The following is a 21,372-nucleotide window of genomic DNA, read 5'->3' on the forward strand; positions in this document are numbered from 1 at the left end:
GACGGGGTGACGTGGCGTACGGAGCGGGCTCCGCGACGCACGGATCCGGTCACGCCGTACGGCTGCGTGGGGTACTGCCTCCTCGTGCCTCCAGCGGTTGGGGACCGTGGTGGACGGGGACGGCGCGACCGGACCGCCCAGAGCTTCGGTCACCCGGGAGGCGGCCAGCAATGCGTAGCGCTACCCAAAGAGTGGGGACGGGACGTCGCCGCCCGGCGCCCGGCGGAGACCATGCCGGGCCGACGGAATTCCGTGGGTAGTCGCCCCCTATTGCGGCGGCGGCCCCGCTGCCGGTAGACCACCTGCGGGTGGACCCACCTGCCCGGCGGACACCGCGGCCACGCCCGCGGCGCGACGCGTGGAGTCCGGTCCCCGAGGGACTCCCACGGCGTTCGACGGAGCCGCCGGGTGGGTGGCCGGTGAAAGGCGGAGCCGTGGAGAGACGTCCCTTCGATGCGCCACACGACGAAGTGCCCTCCGACGGGGCCGGGTTCGTCGGCCGGCACGGGGAGGCACGGCGGCTCCGGGCGGCCCTGCGCGCGGGGCGCGGTGTCGTCGTCGTGCGCGGGGAGGCCGGGGCCGGGGCGGCACGGCTCGTGGACGAGGTGCTCGGCGGGCCGGAGTTCGCGGAGTGGACGCAGCTGCGCGGGACATGCCCGGACGACGCGGAACCGCCGCCCCTCGAGGCCGTCGCCTCGGCCTTGGCCCGACTCCCGTACCGTCCCGGCCTGGCCGACCTGCTGCCGCCGGTCACCGGAGTCGTGGGACTCGTCGTGCCCGAACTGGCCGACCGCCTGCCGGATCCGCCCGCGTCGGCCTCAGACCCGGAGGTACGTCGAGGGCTGCTGCCCCGCGCGGTGGCGACCCTGCTCGCCTCGCTCGGCGACACCGTGCTGGTCCTGGAGGAGGTCCACCTCGCCGACCCCGCGACCCTCCGGCTGCTCGACCGGCTGACGGACGACCTGCCCGCCGGGCTGCGGCTGGTCGTGACCGAGGACGCCGCCCCCGGGTTGCCGGTCCTCGGCGTCCGTACCCCGGCAGCGGGGCGATGCGAGGAGATCCGCGTACGGCCCTGGACACCGGAGGAGACGGAGCAGTGCGTCCGCCGGTGGGCGGCGGGATACCCGCGGGTGCGGCCGGAGGAGCTGCCGGAGCTCGCGGCACTCGTGCACGAACTGTCCGGTGGACTGCCCGGAGCCGCCGGAGCCCTCCTCGACGACGTCGGGGAACTGCTCTCGGCCGGCGCGGAGGACGGCACGGCTGAGCCCGCAGTGCTCGCCGCCGTACGGGAGGCGGAGGTGCCGGGGCGGGTGGCCCGGGAGTTCGCCCGGCGGTGCGCGCCGCTGGGAGAGGAGGCCCGGCGGATCGTCGAGGCGGCCGCGGTCCTCGGCCGGCCGGCCCCCGTCGGCGTCCTCGCCGAGGTGGCGGAGTGCCCGCCCGGGGCGGCCGAAGCGGCGGTCGACGCGTGCGTACGACGGTCCGTGCTGCGCGCCGAGGGGGCATCGCTGTCCTTCCGGCACCCGCTGGACCGACGGGCCGCGCTGGCTCGGGTCCCGGGGCCCCGGGCGGCGCGGCTCGGTCTGCGCGCGGCCCGCGTCCTCCACCGCGCGGGTGACGGACCGGTGCCGCTCGTCGACCTCGCCCGGCTGTACACGGCCGCCGGACACGTCCGCGAGGGCCTGCGCTGCCTGGTGGTGGCCGCCGACCGGGCGGCGGCCGCCGGCGACTACGCCACCGCCACCCGCCTGTACACCCGGGCCGTCGTCGAGGACCCCCGGGCCGAGGGCCGGGTGCGCACCGCCGCGAAACTGGCCCGCACCGCCCAACTGGCGCGGGCCGGCGAGCAGGTGGTCGCCGCCGTGCGCACCGTCCTCGACGAGGACGACCCGCCACCCCGGCTGCGCGGCGAGATCCGCCTGCACCTCGGCGTGGTCCTGCGCAACCAGACCGGCGGAGCGCTGGACAGCCTCGAAGAGGTCGCCCGCGCCATCCCCGACCTGGAGGCGTCCGATCCGCAGACCGCCGCACGGGCCATGGCGGTCGCCGCCATCCCCTCCATCCAGGGCTGGCCCATCGACCGGCACCGGCACTGGCTGGACCGAGGCGAGACGCTCACGGAGCTGGTCACCGACCCGGTCGCCCGGGCCGCCATCGCCGCCAACCGGGCCACCGCCCTGATGCTCGTCGGCGACCCGCGCGCCTGGCACGCGGCGGAGGCGCTGCGCGGGCCGGCCGGATCCGCCATGGAGGCCGCGCACCACGCCCGGGGCTGGACCAACCTGGCGCACGCGGCCAGCGCGCTCGGGCACGGCACGCAGGCGCGGGACTTCCTCGACCAGGCCGTCGCCGGTCTCGCCGACAGCAGCAGCCCGTACCTGGAAGGACTCGTCGGCACCGCCCGACTGGTCCTCGCCTGGCACAGCGGCCGCTGGGACGGTCTGCACGCCGCCGCCGACCGCACCACCCGGCTCTACCAGGAGATACCCGACCTGACCGCCGAGGCGATGCTGGTGCGCGGACTGACCTCGCTCCACGTACTCGGCGACGTCCCCCGGGCCCGCCACGACCTCGCCGAGGCCGCCCGCACCGCCTGCTACGACACCGGCTTCATCCTCACGTCCTCGGCCGCCGCCACCGCCCGCGTCCACCTGGAGGCGGGCCGCCCCGGGCAGGCGTGCGAGGCCGTGGAGGACGTGCTGCGCCGGATGGAACGGACCCGGGGCTGGATGTGGGGGAGCGAAGTCCTGCCCGTCGCGGTGGAGGCCCTCCACGGCAGCGGCCGCACGGCGCGGGCCCGGCGGCTCGTCGCCGACTTCGCCGCGGGCTCCGCGGACACCGACGCGCCTGCCGCCCGCGCGGCGCTCACCGTGTGCCGCGCGCTGCTCGCGGAGGCCGCGGGCCGCCCCGACGACGCCGTCACCCTGCTGACGGACGCCGAGGAGCGGTGGCACCTGCTGGACCGCCCGCTCGACGCCGCCCGCGCCGCGGAGGCCCGCGGGCGGTGTCTGCTCGACCTGCACGGAGAGGCCGCGGCCCAGGGGGTCCAGGACGTCGTCGAGGTCTACCGGCACCTGGGCGCCCGCTGGGACATCGCCCGCTGCCAACGGCTGCTGCGCCGCCACGCCATCGTCACCACCCACCGCCGGGGCCGCCTCGGCTACGGCGACCGGCTGTCCCCGCGCGAGGAGGAGGTGGCCCGACTCGTCGTCCAGGGCCGCGCCAACCGGGACATCGCCGAGAGCCTCGTGCTGTCCACCCGCACCGTGGAGCACCACGTGGCCCGCATCATGCGGAAGCAGCACGCCGCGTCGAGGGGCGACATCGCCCTGCCGTGAGGGAGGAGGCCGCCTCGGACCGGGGCACCCTCGCGACCGTGCCGTCCCCTGTCCGGATGCCCGGCCGTTGATCGCGATTCGGCGGAGTCCATGACGGGAGCGACCGGACGGGATGATACTGGCAAGGGCAGCGTGCCCGACCCGCGACGGCCTCCACGGCCGGGAGGCGGGCGGGGCGCGTCTTCGTCGATGCCTCCCGAGGGGAGCCGTTCATGACCACAGCGAGAGACCTGTTCATCATCGCGATGGACTCCGGGCAGGAGCACGCCGTCGGACAGGGCGACCTGTCGCTCGCGCTCGCGGGCGCCGAGCTGATCGACCTCCTCGGCGCCGGAGCCCTCACCCTGGAGGCCGACGTCCTCGTGCCGGGTGTGGCGCCCGCCTCCGACGACCGGATCCTCGGCGAGGCGGGGGCGCGGATCATCCGACAGACGCCGTACGAGAGCGTCGAGGACTGGCTGTGGCGTCGGGGCACGGACCTCGCGGCCACGTACCAGACCGCGCTGGAGGTGGACGGTGAGCTGACCCCGAAGGCCGCGGGCCGCCTGTCGTTCGGCGCGCGACGCGTGGAGGCGGTCGACACACCGGCCCGTCACAGGGCCGTCGAGCGCTGGGAGCGGCGGGACCCCGTCCTGACGGCCCTCGCCTCGGCCGTGGGCATCGGCGCCGAACCGTCCGACGAGGAGCCGGGCCTCGACGACGACGCGGCCACGGCCGTGGTCGCCGCCGTGCACGACGCGGTCATGGAACTGGAGGCCGTGCGCCAGCGGCGCACCATCGAGAACGCGGCCTTCGCGAACCTCTGGCGCGGGCCGTGACGCGGGGGGCCATGGCCGAAGCGCACGAGGCGGCGGACGCGACGGCCGCCGTACGGGCGGTTGGCTTCGTCGATGAGAACGGGCTCTGGTCCGCTTTCTGTGGAGGCTCACGGAAGAGGTAGAGACGGCGGTCGATGAGAGTGCGGCCGCGGCCGGTGGCGTAGGCGAGGAAGACGCCGACCTGGCAGTTCTCCGTCCGGCCCGCGGTCCCGGAGCACTGCCGCTGGACCCCGGCCGAACGCATCCCCTTCTTCAGGAAGACGGTGTCGTCGACGATCAGCACCGCCTTCGGGTCGCCGAGATGCTCCACGACGTACTGGCGCACTCGTCCAGGACCTCGCCCGCGTCCCAGTCGATCCGGTTCGGCAGCCGGTGGATCCGGTCCGGGCCCGCATGACCCGCCTCCTCCCCCAGCGTCCAGCCGTTCTTCCACTCGAGTGGAGCGATCAGTCCCCGCATGTACGCGAGCACTGATTCACGCGGCTCCGACCTGGCGAAACGGTGCACGAACCGCTCGTGCAGAGCCCTCAGTCCACCCGCCCGCAACCGGACATCGGACAGCTCTCCCCCATGACCAGACCAACGACCCGCCTGCCCAACCGTCATGTCGAAGACCGTTGCAGTACTGGAGCCTGTCTGGCAAATGATCAGCCAGCGGGTTCGCGGAGCCACAGGATCAGAGCCGCCAGGACGATTCCAGCCCGGTAGCGATCGGCGAGCTTGTCGAACCTGGTCGCGGCGTTCGGGGATCGTGGCCACGATGCCCCGGCGCCACAGCAGGTGGCGTATCGCCCGGCTGGAATACGCCTTGCCACCCAGGACCCGCACCGGTGTCGTGCGAGGTCGGCCCGCAACGGCGTGCGGGATGCGGATGCTGTCGAGGACCTGGCCGAAGGCGGTGGCGTCGTCGACGTTGCCGGGCGTGAGCACGATGGACAGCGGGAGGCCCCGGCCGTCGACGGCGAGATGAACCGTGGTGGTCGGCCCGCCCCGGGACCGGCCGAGGGCCTGGCGTGCTTGCGAGCGGCCCGGATCTTCCAGTTCGTCCCTGTCTGCGGCCCCTTTTCGCGGGCGCCGACCGCGTGCTGGTGGGCCCGGTCGACCGTGGAGTCGACCGAGACGGTCCACTGCACCCGGCCTACCGCGTCGTCGCGGACCTGGACGTGTTCCAGCAGCTTCGCCCAGGTCCCGTCCGCCTCCCAGCGGGCGAACCGCTCGTAGACGGTCTGCCAGGGTCCTCAACGCCCGGGCAGATCGCGCCATGGAGCCCCGGTCCACAGCCGCCACAGCACCCCGTCGATCACCTGCCGGTGACCACGCCGTGGACGGCCGCGTCCGTCCACCCGCGGCAACAGGGGCTCCATTCACTCCCACGCCGCGTCCGTCGACTCGCCTCGACCTGCCACAAGATCAATGATCAGAGTGGTCACGCTCGGACTCCCACCCGGGGTCCGTCACGAACCGGCTCAGCCGGTAGGTGGTCGGCCGTGCCAGACGACCGCACAGTGTGTCGATCCGGATCATCGACCCGTCGACTCCTGCCTCCCGAAGGCGGCACAACTGCGTGCGCATCTCGGCCCGGTCCCGAGTCTCAACGATCACTTCCCACTGCCCCGCGTCCGGCGCGGTACGAGCGGCAAGCCGCTGAGTCCCGGCCTCTTGCCGCCGCCTTCTCTTCCCTTGTCCTGGCACCAGTCCAGACTCACTGGCCGACGTCAGGAGGGCAAGGCAATTGGACCGAGCAAGCACATCCCCGCTCGGTGACCATTTGTCAGACAGGCTCCAGCCGCCGGAGCCCGGTCCCATCTGTGACTGAACGCGGACATGATCGCTGACGGTTCGTAACTAACTGCGCGGTACAAATAAGTACGCACCACGGCATCACCCAGACCGCACCTCATCCCGGGGGAATCATGCTGCACACCCGCAAGGCCGTCGCCGCCGCCATCGGCCTCGTGGCCGCACTCTCGCTCACCGCCTGCAACGGCGACGACAACGCGTCGGCCGGCACGCAGACCAGCCCCACCGCGTCGGCGGACAAGGCGGGCGGCACCGGCGGGGCGGACCAGGCGGACCAGAGCGCCGGCACCGGCACCGGCGGGAGCGACCAGAGCACCGGCACCAGCACCGGCGGGAGCGACCAGGGCTCCGGCACCGGCACCGGCACCGGCACCGGTGACAACGGCGACGGCAAGGTCGGCATCTGCCGCACCGACGAACTCGAGGTCGCCGCCGCCGACAACACCACGGACAAGACGGAAGGCGTCGTCACCGTCTCCTTCAAGAACAGCGGCGGCAGCGACTGCCGCATCAGCGGCTTCGCGGGTGTCGACCTGAAGACGTCCCTGGGCGACACCTTCTCCGTGGACCGCAACGGCGAGCAGGCCCTGCCGCAGATCCTCAAGGAGGGCGAGACCGCCGCCTTCAACATCACGTTCCCCGTCAACAACAGCGGCGGCTCTGGGGTGCAGCCGACCGACATCGTGGTGACGCCCCCGAACGAGACCAAGCACGTCACCCTGAAGTGGCCGGCGGGCACGCTCCCCGTCACCGACGGCAAGGACGGCGGGAAGCTGGAGATCAGCCCGGTGGGCAAGGTCAGCGACTCACCGGCCGGCTGACCCCGCCCCCACCCCGCCGGCCCCGCTCAGGAACCGCTGCGGGAAGGCACCACCGTGATGTTGAACGCACGCCCCCATCCTTCCGCCACCCCGGAGACCAGCAGCGCGAAGCGCTCCTGCCCGCGTGCGGTGCCGATGCCTCCCAGGTCGAACCGGGAGGCATCGGGTCATCCCAGGTCGCCGAGCGGACGCCCCGTGACCTCCTCGGTGCCGGCGTCGTCTCCCGAGATCCGTACCGAGGCGATCGGCGCCTTCCTTCCCGAACCGCCGCACCACGCTGCTGAACTCGAACTCGTGATGTCGGTCGGCTCGTGGTGACGGCGTCAGGGTCCGGGACCGCCGGCTGTTGCCGGCTCGGGTTCAGGACGATGGCTGTAGCCAGCGCCGCGCCGCGGCGAGAGTCACCTCGACGTCATCGCTCCAAGAGCAGACCTCCAGCCATGAGAGGTAGCCGCCTTGCGCGAACACCAGGACCTCGCCAGGGCACTCGCCGGTTTCGGTGAACAGCTGTACGTCGGCAGCCACGACGGTGCCGGGGCCCGTTGGCGCGGGCTCCACCGCGTCGGCGTCAAGGTCGAAGTAGGCAGTGCCGCAACCGCACTCACAGCGGGATTGCACCCTGAGTCGGGGCACCTGCCGTCGGAGGGCGACGTGAACAGGCTCGTCCGGGTTCAGGACGAGGTCAAGCATGTCGGCTACGTCCTCGGGCAGGCTGTCAGTCATGCCGCCACCGTAGCTGAGCAGCAGCTTTGGGCTTCGGCCAATTCCGGGTCCGTCGACCCGACGCTCACAGGTCCAGGGCCAGGTCGGTTCCGGCCAGGCGGCCGTCGATGGCCTCCGGCCGGTACTGCAGCATCTTCAGTTTGCGCTTCACGGCCCCGGTGATCTCGCCGGGATCCGCGGCGGTCAGGTTGCCCGGGTCGCGCTTCACCAGCGCCCAGACGCCCTCGGTCGGATCGGGGTCAGGAGCATAGGCCGGGAGCTGGAACACGGTCAGCCACGCGGCGTTCGCCTCGATGAATTCCCTCATGCCGACCGTCAGGTGGAGACGGACGTCGTCCCGGACCAGCACGATCGGTCCGCCGAGCTGGATCCGGGCACGGACGACCAGGTCGCGGAAGTCACGCCGGCCAAAGCCCTTCGGCTCTTCCTCGCGGCCCCGGTACGCGCGGATCGCACAGACGAGCCGGGAACGCCGGCCCGGCTTGGCCCTCGCGCCGGGCCCGGCGCCACCGCTCGACCGACCGCACGCTGATCCGCAGCTGCGGCGATCTCCGCGTTCTTCTGCCCGCCCTCGAAACGCTCCACGGGCTGGAGCCGTAACCGCTCCCGCGTGGTCCTCTCGGCGTCGGTCAGCCCGTCGCCTTCCGCATGCCTGACACCCAACGGCTATCGGTGCCCACGGCCGGCTGTCAGACGAACGGCACCGACATCACTCGATCAAGTTCAGTACCAAGACAGCCGTGCCCCTTGAACGCCGCCACACTGCAAACCGATAACCACGGCTCAGACACTTGACCGATGATCAGAAAGCCTGCCTCTGGACATCGACGCACCACGAGAACTCGGCATCAACTGGGCATGACGCCGGCGTCATAAGACAGTCTTGGAGACCTCGTTCTCGTCCTCGCGGGCACCCCTTGGACCCCACCACCAGGAGGAACCAGTGTCATACCCGCAACCGCTCACCCCCGAGGAGAAACTCGCCGACGCGAAGAAGCAGTTGAACCTCCCGCGTATCGTCGTGATCTGTGGGTCCACCCGCTTCATGACCGAGATGACCGAGACCGATCTGCGAGAGACCAAAGCCGGAAAGATCGTCGTCAAACCGGGCTGTGACATGAAGTCGCCGCATGCACTTTGGTCCGATCCCGTCGAAGCCGAGGCGCTGAAGGTTCGGCTCGACGACCTGCACCGGGCGAAGATCCGGCTCGCTGACGAGGTACTCGTAGTCGGCGACTACATCGGAGACAGCACCCGAGCCGAAATCGCCTACGCCCGGTCGCTGGGCAAGCCCGTACGGTTCACGCATCCCGAAGTCGACCCCGACGCTTGATCCCCCGCCCTTGCGCCCTCGACAGGCGTTCCTTGGAATTGATCGTCCAGTCGCCGTCGTCCCCACTCTGACCGGCCGCCCTCGCCGCCGGCGGCATCACGGTCAGCGTCAGCCGCTGACATCACGGGAAGGGGCCCTCAGGTATCTCTCTGAGGGCCCCTTCCCGTCCGGCTCCGTGGTCGGGTGGGCATACGCCGGGTGGCCCCTGTGGGGGTGGTCACCGGCGGCGCGGAGTGGTGGTCCACATCTCCGCCCATGGGAACGGCCTGTGTTCAGCCCTCTGTACCGACGCCCTCGGGCACCGTGTCCTGCCGACGGCCGTCGAGTTCCGCGAGCACCATCTCCCCGGCCCGCAGGAGGGCCTCAGGGGCCAGGTGCGTGAGGACCGGGACGGCGTGGTGCCAGCCTTCGGCGGTGAGCGCCTCCGTCAACAGGGCTTGGGCGCGAGGGATGTCGGGGCCCGAGGGCGGGGGCAGGAGCAAGGAAGTCAGCCGGTGGAAGAGGGGCAGGACGTCGTCCCACCCCTCGAAGAGCGGTGCCGCCGCATCGGTCGGCAGGCAGGCGGCATACGCCGCAAGACGTGCGCGTACCTCCGCGCGCCCGATCTCGCCGCGGCTGCGGCCGGCCTGGGCCGCTGCCGCGTCGTGGTCGTCGAGCGCCGTGTACGCGAGTGCGAATGCCCCTGCCTGCGGGGCGGGGATCCGCGCGTCGCCGTGCTCGTCGGCCAGGGGGTCGAGATGGTCGCGACGCGCGTGGTCGGGGTCCGTGGTGGCCTCCAGCAGGCAGGCCAGCATGAGGTCGACCCAGTGCGGGGTGGGATACCTGAATGCGGGCCTCCACCGTTGCCGTGAACGGTCGAGGTAGAAGCGGTAAGAGCGGGGAGACCGCTCTGTGAGCAGTTCCGTCACCGCCGAGGCACGTGCCGCGTCCCGGTGGCCGATGGCGGCGAGCAGTTCGGCGACGAGCACGAACTCGTCCTCGTCCTCGGTCAGGCTTCGGAGTACTTCGTCAGCCATGCGGCCCGCCGCACGCGGGTCGTGCGCCCAAAGCGCCGGTATCAGGCGGATCCTCATCCGGCACATGAAGGACTCGGAGCGTGCGCTGGTGGGCGCGTGCTCCGTGAAAACGCGCAGTGCGCTGCGCACCGCGCCGGCGCGCATCAGGGCCTGGGCGACCGCGGTGCCTGCGCCGGGGGACTCGCCCGAGTCGACGTTCTCGGGCAGCAGCGAAAGAGCACGCCGGGCAAACCGTAGGGCGCGGAGCCGGCTCACCGGTCGGACTGCGAGGGAGACGACGCTCCAGCCACGGGCCTGCACGGCCTTGTCGGTGAGTGCGGCGACCAGGCGCTCGGCGTCGTGGCGGCGTCCCGCCGACGCCATCCCGGCCGCGAGCTCGACGAACTGGTTCTGCTGGTAGAGGGAGAGCTCCCGCCGCCGGCCCGGGAAGCCGTGCACAGCCAGTTCCAGCAGCCGCAGGGCACGCTCCGGGGCGTTCGCCACATGGTGCAGAGCCAGTGCCGACAACGCCTCGGCGGCGGCTTTTCGCGGGATGTCCGTGGCTGTGGCCAGCCAGGCCTCGGCCTCCTCGCTCCGCCCGGCCTCAGCGAGCAGCCCGGCAACGGTCGCCGCGCCGCCGCCTTCGTAGGGGGCCCCGCCGCTCCACGTGGCCGCGAGCGCGTTCCACGCGGCTTCGGTCCCGCCCTCGCGCGCCCATCCCTCGGCCAGGTACTCCGCGATCGCCCGTTCGTCGAACGTCTCGGGGCTCCCGGGCAGCGGTGCGTCGCCACGTCCCGTCTTCTGCAGGAGGCGCTGCACCTCGTCCATGCTGCGCGTGGCGACCAGGGCGTAGACGATTTCGGGTGTGCGAGCGAACCGCCCGGGCGCGCGCGTCGTGCCCTCCCCCAGGGCCCGCGCCAGCAGTTGCTGCGCCGCCTCGGGGCGCGTGGGGCGCAAGGCGTTGACGGCGACGGGCACGAACCGGTGATGCGCGGGGGCCGATCTGACGAGGTCGAGCAGTGTGTCGTGGACGCGGTCTCGTTCCTGCGGGCGGTTGCAGTCCGCCCACGCCTGTGCGATGCCCGCCAGGAGTTCGGCGCGGACCACCCGGTGGTCGACCTCGTCGAGGATGCCTTCCGCGGCGCGCAGAGGCCCGTCCATGGCCTCTGCGTCCCGGACGAATTCGGCGGCGAGGGTCACGGCCGTGACGAGACCCGTCGCGTCCTCGGAGGTCGAGGGGCGGGGCAGTTCCGAGAGCAGGAGGACAGCCTGCTCCGCCTGGCCGGTCGCCGCGAGCGCGCCGGCCTGTATGCCCTTCGCCCGCCACCAGGAGTGCGTCGCCGTCCTGGGGTGGAGTCCCCCGAGTTCTGCGTCGATCAGCCGTACGGCCTCCTCCGCCAGGCCCACCGCACGCCGGTCACCCGACTCGGCCACGGCACGGGCCAGCTTCGCCAGGGCGATGCCTCGGTTCAGCGGGTGGAAGACGCTGCGGGCCAGCCCTGTGGCGAACCGGACCCTGCCAAGTCGTCCGTAGACCGCCGGTGCGTCCAGGTGCAGCTCCTCGTTGCGGCGGGCCAGCAGGTCGCCCGCCACCGCCAGTGTCGTCAGCGCGTTCAAGTCCTCCGTGCCTGACCGGCGCACGTTGTCGTGGACCGCGGCGATCTCGGCGAGGCACGCCGCGTCGTTCTGCGTCGCGGCGTGCAGCCGCGCGTGCCGCGCGGGGTCCGTGGCGAGCGCGACGGCAAGGCGGACGTTCTCGGGGCCGGTCAGTGCGGCGGCCATGCGGCCGTAGGGCTGCAGCAGGTAGGCCGGGGTGGTGGACGGCCATCCCTGCCGGGCGTAGGCGGCCGCCCAGGCGTGCAGCCGTTCCCGGTAGGGCGCGAGGTCCTGGCCGAATTCCCGCCGGGCCACCACGAGCAGGGTCTCGTGGGCCAGGACGTGGCCGCGGTCGCTCCTGGCGAGGTCCGTGCTGTCCCCGGACGGTTCCTTCGGGACGCTGCCGCTGCGCTGCAGGATGCGGCCGAAGCGGCTGTCCAGCAGGTGGCGCAGGGCGAACTCCGGTTCGCCGGTGAGACCGCACAGGTCCTCGACCTTCAGCGGTCCGCCCGCCGCGGTGAACAACGCGACCAGGTCGCGTTCCGTGCCGGCGCTGCTCAGGGCGGTGCGCAGTTCGTGCCGCGCCTCGTGTTCGGTGTGCAGCGCCGCGGCGTTCGCGGTCAAGGACAGCACCCGGCACGTCCGCAGCGGGTGGTTGCCTGCGACGTCGGCCGGTACGCCGGGACCAGGCCGGCTCGTGACCAGGAGACGGACGCCCGGCGGGAGACGCTCGGGCAGCAGGGAGGCGATGCTCGGACCCGAACCGGTGGGCTGGAGCGACTGGTCCTCGTCGAGACCGTCGACGACGAGCAGCAGGGTGCGTCCGTCCCCGTGCGCGCGTTCGGCCGCCTGACGCAACAGCAGGCTGAGTTCCCCGCCGTGGGCGGGTGACGTGGACCGGACCGACGGTTCGCGTCCGGCGATCGCGGCGAGCTGATCCAGGAGGGCTTCGAAGTAAGAGCGGCTGTCGGCCTGCCCGGCGTAGCGTGCGGTGACGAAATGCCAGACCGGGATCACCCCGCGCGGCGGGTGGAGGGCGAACCACGCGACGAGCGCGGTCTTGCCCGCCCACGGCGGGCCCTGGATCCACAGGTAGGGCTCGCTGCCGCCGCAGAATTCGACGAGGGACGCGAGCTCGGAGCGGCGGTCCTTCAGGTCCGTCGGCGCGAAGTCACCCAGGTAGGCGCGATAGGACTCCTGGCGGAGGTCCTGCGGGGTAGGAGGTATGACGTCCGGCAGCATCGGTGGACGCAGCCGGGTTTTCAACACCTCTTCCAGTTTGTCGAGTTCCCCGGGCGTCAGGGCTTGCGCCCACCGGTCCACCCGGCCGGCCGCGATGCGCCCGGGACCGTCGGACAGGTGATGGCGGGTGACGACACCGATCAGGTGTCTGCTGCTGAAGACGGCCGCGCCGGACATTCCCTCCCAGCCGTCCGGTGGGGGCGAGTCGACGCTGAGATCGAGGGTCCCCTCGCGCCGGTTGGACAAGGCGGCGCAGCTCGCCTGCAGGTGTTCCGCGTCCCGGAAGCGCGAACCGTCCTCGTCGGTACGCAGTTTGAAGCGTGGGAAACCCAGAGCGGTGCAGCGGACCACGACGTCCTGCTCGCCGAGCCGGCCGTACGAGACGGGTGCGGTGTCGCCCGCGGTGTCTTCGATCGCGAGTACGGCGATGTCGATTCCCTGATGCATCCACGCGATGCGTGCCTCGACGACCCGCTCGTCGGACCGGTCCGCCTGGAAACGGACGCGGACGCCCGACGCCCCACCGACGATGTGCGCGGCGGTCAGTACCCGGCCGGGCGTCACCAGATACCCCGAACCGCGCCGCCCCCGGCTGCCGTCGGCGGTGTCGGCGACGACCTCGGCCACGAGCGCCGCCGTCAGCACCAGGCCACCCCCGTCGCGCACCGTGCCAGGCCGGTGGACGGGCCGTTCGCCGTGCGGCCGACGCGCTCGCCCGGACGCCCGTTCACCGCCCGCTCCCCGCCCTTCTCACCGCTCTCCCTCGACTTCGTCACCGCCGATGAGCAACGTTCCCGTCCGGGCCTGCCCCGGAACGGCGGCCTTCGGCAGCAGCGTGACGGTGATCCGTTGCGTCTCGGCGCGGGAGTGCTTGCCGTTGGCCGCGGTGTCGACGACCCACAGGCGCACCTTGGCGTCCGCACCTCCCTCGCGGCTGACGGCGACGGTCGCCTCCACCTCGACGGGACCGAGCTCGAACCGCACCGCCTCGTCCGCGCCGTCGCTCATGGCGACTGCCAGTTGGCTCCGCAACTCGCCTATCAGATCCGCCAGTTCAACCACGATCGTCTCCCTTGCGCATTTCGACGTCAGGACGGGATCCTACAAGGGCGGTGGGTGGGAACCGACGGCTCCGCGCGCACTCGCGGCCCGCCTCCGGCCGGGCGGAGGCCGCGTCCGCATCGGCTCGGCAACCCGTCGACGACAGGTGCGTTCCGCCTGCGGGCAGGCGGGTCGGGCCGGCCCGGTCGGGTGATGAGTTCCGGGCGGTGCGGCCCGCGCACCGACAGCCCCGCCACCCCGTCGGTCCCGTCCAGCGGTCCGGCCGCCGAACAGGCCCCACAATGACTGAGCTTCTTCGAGTTGGCCACCGATCGGGTGATTACGACTGAGCGCTTCAGCGTCGAGTGGGCGGCTGCAGCGTCCGGTGCCAGCAGCTTGGTGAGCCGGGACAAGGGGTCACTCGAAGCTTGCCGGCCTGATCGCCAACCCGGCGGCAAGGCCGGTGAGCGACGATCAAGCTGTTGTCAGCCGCTGGTTCTAAGGTCGGCCCTATGACATCAGACCTGGTCCAGGACTCATGGACTCGCATCGACGCGTGGCTGCGCGAGCACGCGCCCCGCACGTTTGCCACGCTTCGGCCGCCCGCAGCAGACGAAGAGATCGCAGCAGCGCAACAGGAACTGGGGGTCACCTTTCCTCCGGACCTGGTCGCTTCGCTCCTCCGGCACAACGGGGCGCTGGAGGGACCTGAGGCTTTCCGGTTCGGCACGGGCGACCGGCTGCTCGGAGTGAGCGGAATCCTCGGGGACACCGGGTTCATGCGAGGCATCGACCAGGGCCTCGACGGGGAGGCCGAGGACTACTGGCTTCACGATTACGTGAAGTTCGGTTCTTACGACGTGACGTCGGACGGTCTTCTGATGGATTGCCGCACCGGGCGGGACTCCTTCGGTGCGATCGGACGGTTCTTCGACGAGACCGGCACCAGTTTCGGGCAGGCCGACTCGCTGGGTGGGTATCTGGCCGAACTGGCCGGCACGCTTGAGTGCGGCCAGGACGCCGGTGTCGTCACCTTCAACGGCCGGCTGTTCTGGGAGGGGCGTCCGCCTGCCAGGCCGCAGTACAGTGCCGACGAGCCCCTTCCCGCACCGGATGAGCAGCTGCCAGAGCTGAACCTGTCCTACAGTCCCACCGACCTCCTCCACGTGAGCCACCTGAACGGGCATGAGGAACTCGGTGCGCTGATCGCAGTCCTGCCGTATGAGCAGGTGGTCGACGCCGCGCGGAAGCAGCTGCGCAGACTGGCGGTCGAAACGGGCCTGAACAACTACCCGGAGGTCAAGACAGCCCTGGACGCGTGGGAGTGCGGTGTGGCCCCGCCGCAGCCGGACCAGACCGGCCCGCTCGCCTTGCGACTCCGCTCGGTGCTCACACAGGCCGACACCGGCCGAGACCACACGCGCAGGTGGGCCGCGGAGAAAATAGCCCTCGGGATCTGGGGGTCCCCGTACAGGTCCGTGTGCGAGAGCGCGGAGACCCGGAGTCACTTCACTCTCGACTGGCGTGCGGATCTGCATGCGGACCTGGGCAATCAGCCCCTGCCACCGATACCTGACGACCGATTCTGGGGGGCGTTGCGCAACCCCGCCATCGACTCCAGTTGGTACGCGGCCCAGTACGGCCAAGATCAGGACTGACCCCAGGGGTTTCGGTTCCGCGCGAGCGCTTCATATGGCGGTTATCGCCAGACGAAGCGCTCACTGAGGATCTTCAGCGCTGCCGCTCAAGCGTGAGGACGGCCTTGACGATTGACGTCGTGCGGTGGGGGCTGCACCGGGACCTGCGGAAGATCCGCCAGGACTTCAGGCTCGCGACACCGCGTTCAACGGGCGCTCGTGCTGCGGCCAGCGCCTGGTTGGGGGTCTTCTCGGTGGGAGTGAGTTCCTGGAGTGGCCTGCGTTCGATACCGGTCGTCAGCCACGGTCCTGCGCCTTGGTGGGCGAGATCGGCCAGGATGGGAACGCCCTGGCGCTCGCAGATCCGGATGATCCGGTGGGTGCGGGCGGCGGTCAGGTCGTGCGTACGGCCCGGCAGGGCGGGCGAGAGCCACAGCAGCCGGCCTCCCGGGTCGGTGACGACCTGCACGTTCACGCCGTGGCGCCGGTGTTTGTGGGAGTAGTCGGCCCGGCCGTTGCCGGCCCGGTCGCACTCGGCGAGGGTGCCGTCGAGCAGGATGAAGTCGGGATCGTACTCGCGCAGCGTCTTGAGCAGACCCGGTGCTCGTTCGGCGAGCAGGTCGACGACCGCGCTGGTGACGATCGTCGGAGCGAACGGCTCGGGGAAGTCCGCCCTCGCCTGGCTGGGGGAAGCCGGGAGGCCGGTGATCGGGGCGGCACGGTCCTCGTGGGTGGGGTCGGGCGTGGGTTCAGCGGGCACGGTGTCCTCGGTCTTTTCCCCCCGGCTGGTGGGCCGGGGCCACCGTGAGGAAGCCCCCTTGACCGCCGTCTGGCCCCAGCCCACCACAGAGCCCGGGATGCCCCATGACAGGCCCCTGTCCGCACGGTTTGCCCGTGACCGGCATCAGCGGTTCCCCGTCCGAACGAGAGGCCGGGCGGTGCCCGGGGCGGAGTTTCCCCTTCCCCGGGCACCGCCTCGTCCGGGGCGGGATGCCGCAGGCAACGGGCCTGGACGAGGGGGCACCGCAAGCACGGTGTGGCTTCGATCGACAGGTGGCCCCGTGCCCGCGGGAGCGGACGAGGCGGGTGGGCGGCGAGGATTTGCAGGTGGCCCGTCCGAGGATCGGCGGATGGCCCAGGCCGGACCTGTCCTTCTGGTGCGGGGTGCCCAGACCTGGCGGATTCTGTTGGAGCTCCCTCTCGAGGCGCGCATGACCGGTGTGCGGCATGATGATCCGGTGGACTTCGATCCGTACCGGGGCGAGTTGGTGGCGTACTGCTACCGGATGCTGGGCTCGTTCCACGAGGCCGAGGACCTGGTGCAGGAGACGTTGCTGCGGGCGTGGAAGGCCCGGGACCGGTACGACCCGGCGCGCGCGTCGGTGCGGACCTGGCTGTACCGGATCGCGACCAACGTGTGTCTGACCGCGTTGGAGGGGCGTGGGCGGCGTCCGCTGCCGTCCGGGTTGGGGGCGCCGAGCGGCGATCCCGGGGCGCCGCTCGTGCCCGCGCTCGATGTGCCCTGGCTGGAGCCGTTCCCCGACGCGCGGTTCGACGTGGAGGCCAGGGCCGACCTGCGGCTCGCGTGGGTGGCGGCGGTGCAGGTCCTGCCGGCGCGGCAGCGGGCGGTGCTGGTACTGCGCGAGGTGCTGGCGTTCACCGCCGCCGAGGTCGCCGAACAGTTGGGGACCACGGTCGCTGCGGTCAACAGCGCGCTGCAGCGGGCCCGGGCCGCCCTCGTGGACGTGGGTGATGCCGGTGCGATCACCGAGCCTGACGATCCCGAGGTGCGGGCGGTCGTCCGGCGGTACGTGCAGGCGTTCGAGGCGGCGGACGTTCCCGCGCTGGTGCGGCTGCTGGCCGACGACGCGGTGCTGGAGATGCCGCCGGTGCCGCTGTGGTACCGGGGCAGTCAGGACTACGGGCGGTTCATGGAGCGGGTGTTCGAGATGCGTGGCACGGGCTGGGGCATGCGGGCGCTGACCGCCAACGGGCAGCCCGCGCTCGCCGCGTACGCGCCGGGGCCCGGCGGCGTGCACCGTGTGCACACCCTGCAGGTCTTCACCGTCACCGACGGCCGCATCGCACACAACGTCGTGTTCGCCGATCCGCGCGTCTTCGACGGCTTCGAGCTGCCGCGCGAGATTCCCTCGGACGATTTCCGCCGGGAGCGATGAGCCGGGGCGGTGCGGCCGGTACGTACCGGTGAGCACCGAACCGAAGGGAATCTCATCATGAGTGTCATCGTCATCGAGTTCATCACCCTGGACGGAGTCGTGGCCGATCCGGACGGGTCCGCCGGCACGCCGTTGGGCGGCTGGGCCTTCCGGTACGGCCCGGAGGCGGTCGCCGGGGACAAGTTCCGGCTCGGCCGCGCGCTGGACGACGGGGTGCTGCTGCTCGGGCGCACGACCTGGCAGCTGTTCTCCCAGCTGTGGCCGGGCCGCGACGACCCGTTCGCCGCGCGGATGAACGCCGTGCCGAAGCTGGTCGCCTCCCGCACCCTGCCCCACGACGCCACGTCGGCGTGGGCGAACTCCCAGGTCCTCGACGGCGACCTGGTCGACGCCGTCAAGCACGAGCGGCGGGACGTGATCGTCACCGGCAGCCTGAGCATCGTGGACCGGCTGATGGCCGCGGACATGGTCGACGAGTACCGGCTGCTGACCTTTCCCACCGTCCTCGGCACCGGCCGGCGGCTCTTCCCGGCCGACGGTCCCCACGCCGGGCTGGAGTGCCTGGCCGTCGAGCAGGTCGGCGCCGCCGTCCTCACCCGCTACCGCAGGACCGCCCGATGACCGCCCGCTTCGTCGCCCTGTACGAGACGCCCGCCGACTCCGCGGCATTCGACCGGCGGTACCACGATGTCCACCTCCCACTCGCGCGCCGTCTGCCGGGGCTGCGCCGCTACACCATCAGCCGTGACCCGATCGCCGTCCGCGGGGGCGCACCGTACTACCTGGTCGCCGAGCTCGAGTGGGACACGATGGACGAACTGCACGCCGCCTTCGCCTCACCCGAGGGACACGCCGCCGCAGCCGACGCGGCGCACCTGCAGGAACTCGCCCCGGTCCGCAGCATGATCCTCACCGTGGGCGAGAGCGTGCTGTAGGCGATCTCCGTGCGTATGCGCAACGAACTCGCCAGGCTCAGCCCGCTCGGATCGTCCGTGCCGGTGCCGGCGAGGACGCCCGCTCCCCCGGGCGGTGCGAGGTGGCCGGCTGCCGGCCCTCGGGGGAGCCGGCGCGCCTCGTCAGCTTCGGGGATGAGCCGAGTCTGTATGTGCCGTGGTCGCTTCGTGGCCTCGGTCGTGGCCCGCTCGGGGAGGAGGGCGAGGAGCTGTTGCGTGTGGCCCGGCAGTTCTGCCTCCGCCAGTCCGGTGACGATGTCGCGCAGCGGCACGGGCTGATCGACCAGGAGGGTGTCGTCGGACAGGAGCCGGGCAGGCACCAGGGTGTCGAGCCCGGTGTCGTGTCCAGCATGTGGTGCACCTGTCTGTGCGGCGTGTGGGGAACGACCGGGGGGCGGAGAGGCGCGCTCGGGCGTGGGCGCGGGACATCTCCCAGGGCGCCTGCGGCACCGTTCCGTCGCGTCAGGGCGCGCGAGGGCTCGGTGCAGAGCGCCTCCAGACGCCACCGAGGGTCGTTCGATCGCTCACAGCCCGGGCCGTACTCGTGGACGATCGCGCGACGCGGCTCCTCGTCCGGGCCGGGGATCTCTGCCCGGGGGCGGCCAGGTGCTCGTCGGGCGTGCGAGTGTTCTCGGGGCCTCGGTGATCCGGTGCAGCGCGAGCACGAACCAGGCCGCCGCCTCGACGGTCGGCGCTTCGCCGACGTGGACGCGCGGTCCTCCGGCCTGTCCCCGCCGGGGCCGGCCACGATCGCCTCGGCCCCGTACCGCTCGACCAAGCCCGTGAAACCCACCTCGCCGAGCCGCTGCCGGCGCCACCGGGGCGAAAAGGCGAGCGTGGCCGGCTCCCTGCCGGCCACGCGGTCACCGAGCAGCCTCCGGGCGTTCAGCCTCGCGTCCGCCATGCCGTACGAGGACTCGGCGCTCCGGGCCTCGCGGCGCAGCCGGGGCGGGAGCTCCGCCCGGAGTCGGCGGGACGGAGGGCTCATCGGACCTCGGCGGTGCCCTGTGGCGCCTCAGCCGGTCGTTGCGGCGAAGGGCCCGTTGTCCGCGAAGGCGAGTTTCGCGAAGTTCTCGGCGATGCGCCGGTGGCCTTCGGGGCCGGGGTGGAGCGCGTCCGGCAGCGGGAACCGGTCGTGGTCGGTGTCGCCGTAGAGGTCGAGTCCGTCGAGGTAGTGGAGGTGGGGGTCTTCGGCGGACCGCTGCTCGACGATGTCGGCCAGGACGTCGCGGATGATCGTGAGCGTCAGCCGTCCGGCGGCGGTCTCGGCCGGATCGCCGGTGGCCTCGTATTTCAGGGTTCCGCCGGAGAGGTCCGGCATGAGCGGCCCGGGGGTGTTCTCGTGGGTCGGACAGAGGATCGGTGAGATCAGCAGCAGGGGGGTCGTGGGGTGGCCCTCGCGGAGGGTGTCGAGGAAGCCGTGGACGGCGGGGACGAAGGCGCGCAGGCGCATGGCGTCGGTGTTGACGATGTTGATGCCGAGCTTGACGCTGATCAGGTCCGCGGGGGTGTCGCGCATCGCGCGGGCGGTGAACGGGGCGGCCAGTGCGCTGCCGCCGAATCCGAGGTTGACCAGCTCCACGTCGCCCGCGGAGGCGGCCAGTGCGGGCCAGATGGTGCTGGGGAAGACGGCGTTGGATCCGTGGCTGATGGAGCTGCCGTGGTGCAGCCACACTCGGCGCCCCGTGTCGGGGGCCGGGGTGACGGGGGCGTCGGTCCGCAGGGCGATGACCTCGGTGATCTCCGCGTGCGGGAGCCAGATCTCGATGTTCTTCTCGCCGGTGGGGAGGTCGGTGAAGCGGGCGGTGCCGGCCGGGCCCGGGGTGAGGTGCGCGGTCTGGGTCTGCATGTCGGTGATGGTGCGCAGGTTCCCGCCGGGCACGGTGGCCTGGGCGGTGAGCAGGCCGTCGACCCGGAGGTCGTAGACGCCGTCGGGCGGGGGCGGGAAGCCCGCGTAGACCCGCTTGGTGGGCAGGGTGTCCAGGTCGATGGTGGTGGCGCTCGTACGGAAGGCCAGCCGGACGCCGGAGGGTTGGGCCTCCGCGACGGCCAGCCGGTCGTCGGGGATCTGACGGCGCGCCCGGGCGGGCAGTCGGTGCGGCAGCAGACCGTGGGCCGTCACCTCCACGTCGAGGTGTCCGCGCAGGAAGTCGGCGGTGATGGGGGTGGTGATCAGGTTCTGGCCGGTGCTCATGGCCTCGGGCCTCCGCGCTTCTGGGGTGGGGCTGTCAGGACGGTGTGCGCGTGCGGCCGGTGCCGGTGACGCGGCGCGGTCAGGGCGCGGAGCCGGTCCGCAACGCGGTGTCGAGGCGGTCGAGGGTCCAGGCCCAGGACTGCTGCGCGGCGACGTCCGTGTGGTCGAACGCTCCGGCCGCCTCGAGAGAGGCGTAGCCGTGGAAGACGCTGCCCAGCATGCGGACCGCGTGCGTCTGGTCCGGCTCGGGCAGGTCGTAGCCGCGAAGGAGCGCCCGCGTCATCTGCGCGTGCCGGACGCCGGCGCCGGCCATGGCGGTCTGCGGATCGAGCCGGTACCGGGCCGCCTCGTAGCGGCCCGGGTGCGCCCGGGCGTAGTCCCGGTAGGCGTTCGCGAAGGCCGTCAGGGCGTCTTTGCCCGCACGCCCGGCCACCGCGTCGGCGACCCGGTCGGCGAGTTCCTCCAGGGCGAGCAGCGCGATCCGGGTCTTGAGCTCGTGGGAGTTCTTCACGTGCGCGTACAGGCTCGCGGGTTTCACGTCGAAACGCCGGGCGAGCGCGGACAGGGTGACCTCGCCGAAACCGACTTCGTCGGCGAGGTCCGCACCTGCGAGCGCCAGCCGCTCCGGGGTCAGTCCTGCCCGCACCACAACCATCACCTACTCCCACTATGCCTACGATCACTCTAGATCTACCTATGACCTGTAG

14 protein-coding genes and 4 pseudogenes are annotated in these 21,372 nt (G+C 72.1%); 9 read left to right on the forward strand and 9 right to left on the reverse strand.

Annotation, left to right across the window (positions count from 1 at the left end; genetic code table 11):
• Positions 1 to 434: 434 nt before the first annotated feature.
• Positions 435 to 3,335 carry a LuxR C-terminal-related transcriptional regulator gene (locus tag IE180_RS27300; RefSeq protein ID WP_190159623.1) on the forward strand — a complete coding sequence of 967 codons (2,901 nt, stop codon included), beginning with the start codon at positions 435 to 437 and terminating at the stop codon, positions 3,333 to 3,335.
• A 212-nt stretch (positions 3,336 to 3,547) separates the two neighbouring features.
• Positions 3,548 to 4,153 (forward strand): GPP34 family phosphoprotein, encoded by a 606-nt coding sequence (locus tag IE180_RS27305; RefSeq protein ID WP_190159624.1) that lies wholly within the window; start codon positions 3,548 to 3,550, stop codon positions 4,151 to 4,153.
• Here the strand turns inward: IE180_RS27305 and IE180_RS27310 are convergent.
• Both IE180_RS27310 and IE180_RS27315 read right to left on the reverse strand, forming a co-directional pair.
• Positions 4,077 to 4,759: pseudogene (locus IE180_RS27310) on the reverse strand (IS701 family transposase). The gene IE180_RS27305 and the pseudogene IE180_RS27310 overlap by 77 nt on opposite strands.
• A 41-nt stretch (positions 4,760 to 4,800) precedes the next feature.
• Positions 4,801 to 5,517 (reverse strand): annotated as a pseudogene (locus IE180_RS27315) (IS5 family transposase).
• Between the two features lie 549 nt (positions 5,518 to 6,066).
• On the opposite strand from IE180_RS27315, the gene IE180_RS27320 reads away from it, so the two are divergent.
• Positions 6,067 to 6,774 (forward strand): DUF4232 domain-containing protein, encoded by a 708-nt coding sequence (locus IE180_RS27320; protein ID WP_190159625.1) that lies wholly within the window; start codon positions 6,067 to 6,069, stop codon positions 6,772 to 6,774.
• A gap of 195 nt (positions 6,775 to 6,969) precedes the next feature.
• Positions 6,970 to 7,092 carry a hypothetical protein gene (locus IE180_RS37255; protein ID WP_268255493.1) on the forward strand — a complete coding sequence of 41 codons (123 nt, stop codon included), beginning with the start codon at positions 6,970 to 6,972 and terminating at the stop codon, positions 7,090 to 7,092.
• Positions 7,093 to 7,134: 42 nt separating this feature from the next.
• Here the strand turns inward: IE180_RS37255 and IE180_RS27325 are convergent, their stop codons facing one another.
• Complete coding sequence (locus IE180_RS27325) at positions 7,135 to 7,497, reverse strand: hypothetical protein (RefSeq protein ID WP_190159626.1); 363 nt, start codon at positions 7,495 to 7,497, stop codon at positions 7,135 to 7,137.
• A gap of 64 nt (positions 7,498 to 7,561) precedes the next feature.
• A pseudogene (locus tag IE180_RS37415) lies at positions 7,562 to 8,140 on the reverse strand (transposase); the annotation flags it as partial.
• A gap of 300 nt (positions 8,141 to 8,440) precedes the next feature.
• On the opposite strand from IE180_RS37415, the gene IE180_RS27335 reads away from it, so the two are divergent.
• Positions 8,441 to 8,830: a hypothetical protein gene (locus IE180_RS27335; RefSeq protein ID WP_190159627.1), complete on the forward strand. Its 390-nt coding sequence runs from the start codon at positions 8,441 to 8,443 to the stop codon at positions 8,828 to 8,830.
• 272 nt (positions 8,831 to 9,102) lie between these two features.
• Here the strand turns inward: IE180_RS27335 and IE180_RS27340 are convergent, their stop codons facing one another.
• Together IE180_RS27340 and IE180_RS27345 are read right to left on the reverse strand one after the other, a co-directional pair.
• Positions 9,103 to 13,329 carry a trypsin-like peptidase domain-containing protein gene (locus IE180_RS27340; RefSeq protein ID WP_190159628.1) on the reverse strand — a complete coding sequence of 1,409 codons (4,227 nt, stop codon included), beginning with the start codon at positions 13,327 to 13,329 and terminating at the stop codon, positions 9,103 to 9,105.
• Positions 13,330 to 13,413: 84 nt separating this feature from the next.
• Positions 13,414 to 13,725 (reverse strand): trypco2 family protein, encoded by a 312-nt coding sequence (locus tag IE180_RS27345; RefSeq protein WP_190159629.1) that lies wholly within the window; start codon positions 13,723 to 13,725, stop codon positions 13,414 to 13,416.
• A 491-nt stretch (positions 13,726 to 14,216) separates the two neighbouring features.
• Between IE180_RS27345 and IE180_RS27350 the strand changes: the two genes are divergently transcribed.
• Complete coding sequence (locus IE180_RS27350; protein WP_190159630.1) at positions 14,217 to 15,362, forward strand: SMI1/KNR4 family protein; 1,146 nt, start codon at positions 14,217 to 14,219, stop codon at positions 15,360 to 15,362.
• Positions 15,363 to 15,435: 73 nt separating this feature from the next.
• Here the strand turns inward: IE180_RS27350 and IE180_RS27355 are convergent.
• Positions 15,436 to 15,978 (reverse strand): annotated as a pseudogene (locus IE180_RS27355) (transposase family protein); the annotation flags it as partial.
• 574 nt (positions 15,979 to 16,552) lie between these two features.
• Between IE180_RS27355 and IE180_RS27360 the strand changes: the two are divergent.
• The 3 genes from IE180_RS27360 to IE180_RS27370 are packed head-to-tail and all read left to right on the forward strand — an operon-like array spanning position 16,553 to position 18,453.
• Positions 16,553 to 17,518 carry a sigma-70 family RNA polymerase sigma factor gene (locus IE180_RS27360; RefSeq protein ID WP_190159752.1) on the forward strand — a complete coding sequence of 322 codons (966 nt, stop codon included), beginning with the start codon at positions 16,553 to 16,555 and terminating at the stop codon, positions 17,516 to 17,518.
• Between the two features lie 57 nt (positions 17,519 to 17,575).
• Positions 17,576 to 18,139: a dihydrofolate reductase family protein gene (locus IE180_RS27365; protein ID WP_190159631.1), complete on the forward strand. Its 564-nt coding sequence runs from the start codon at positions 17,576 to 17,578 to the stop codon at positions 18,137 to 18,139.
• Complete coding sequence (locus tag IE180_RS27370) at positions 18,136 to 18,453, forward strand: EthD family reductase (protein WP_190159632.1); 318 nt, start codon at positions 18,136 to 18,138, stop codon at positions 18,451 to 18,453. Before IE180_RS27365 ends, IE180_RS27370 begins: the two co-directional genes overlap by 4 nt.
• Positions 18,454 to 19,486: 1,033 nt before the next feature.
• On the opposite strand, the gene IE180_RS27375 is transcribed toward IE180_RS27370, so the two are convergent.
• On the reverse strand, positions 19,487 to 20,665 hold the full coding sequence (locus tag IE180_RS27375; protein WP_190159633.1) for a GDSL-type esterase/lipase family protein: 1,179 nt from the start codon (positions 20,663 to 20,665) through the stop codon (positions 19,487 to 19,489).
• Positions 20,666 to 20,744: 79 nt separating this feature from the next.
• Positions 20,745 to 21,314 carry a TetR/AcrR family transcriptional regulator gene (locus IE180_RS27380; RefSeq protein WP_190159753.1) on the reverse strand — a complete coding sequence of 190 codons (570 nt, stop codon included), beginning with the start codon at positions 21,312 to 21,314 and terminating at the stop codon, positions 20,745 to 20,747.
• Positions 21,315 to 21,372: the final 58 nt, after the last annotated feature.

Origin of the sequence: Streptomyces litmocidini, from assembly GCF_014649755.1 — a bacterium.
Classification (GTDB): Bacteria; Actinomycetota; Actinomycetes; order Streptomycetales; family Streptomycetaceae; genus Streptomyces; species Streptomyces litmocidini.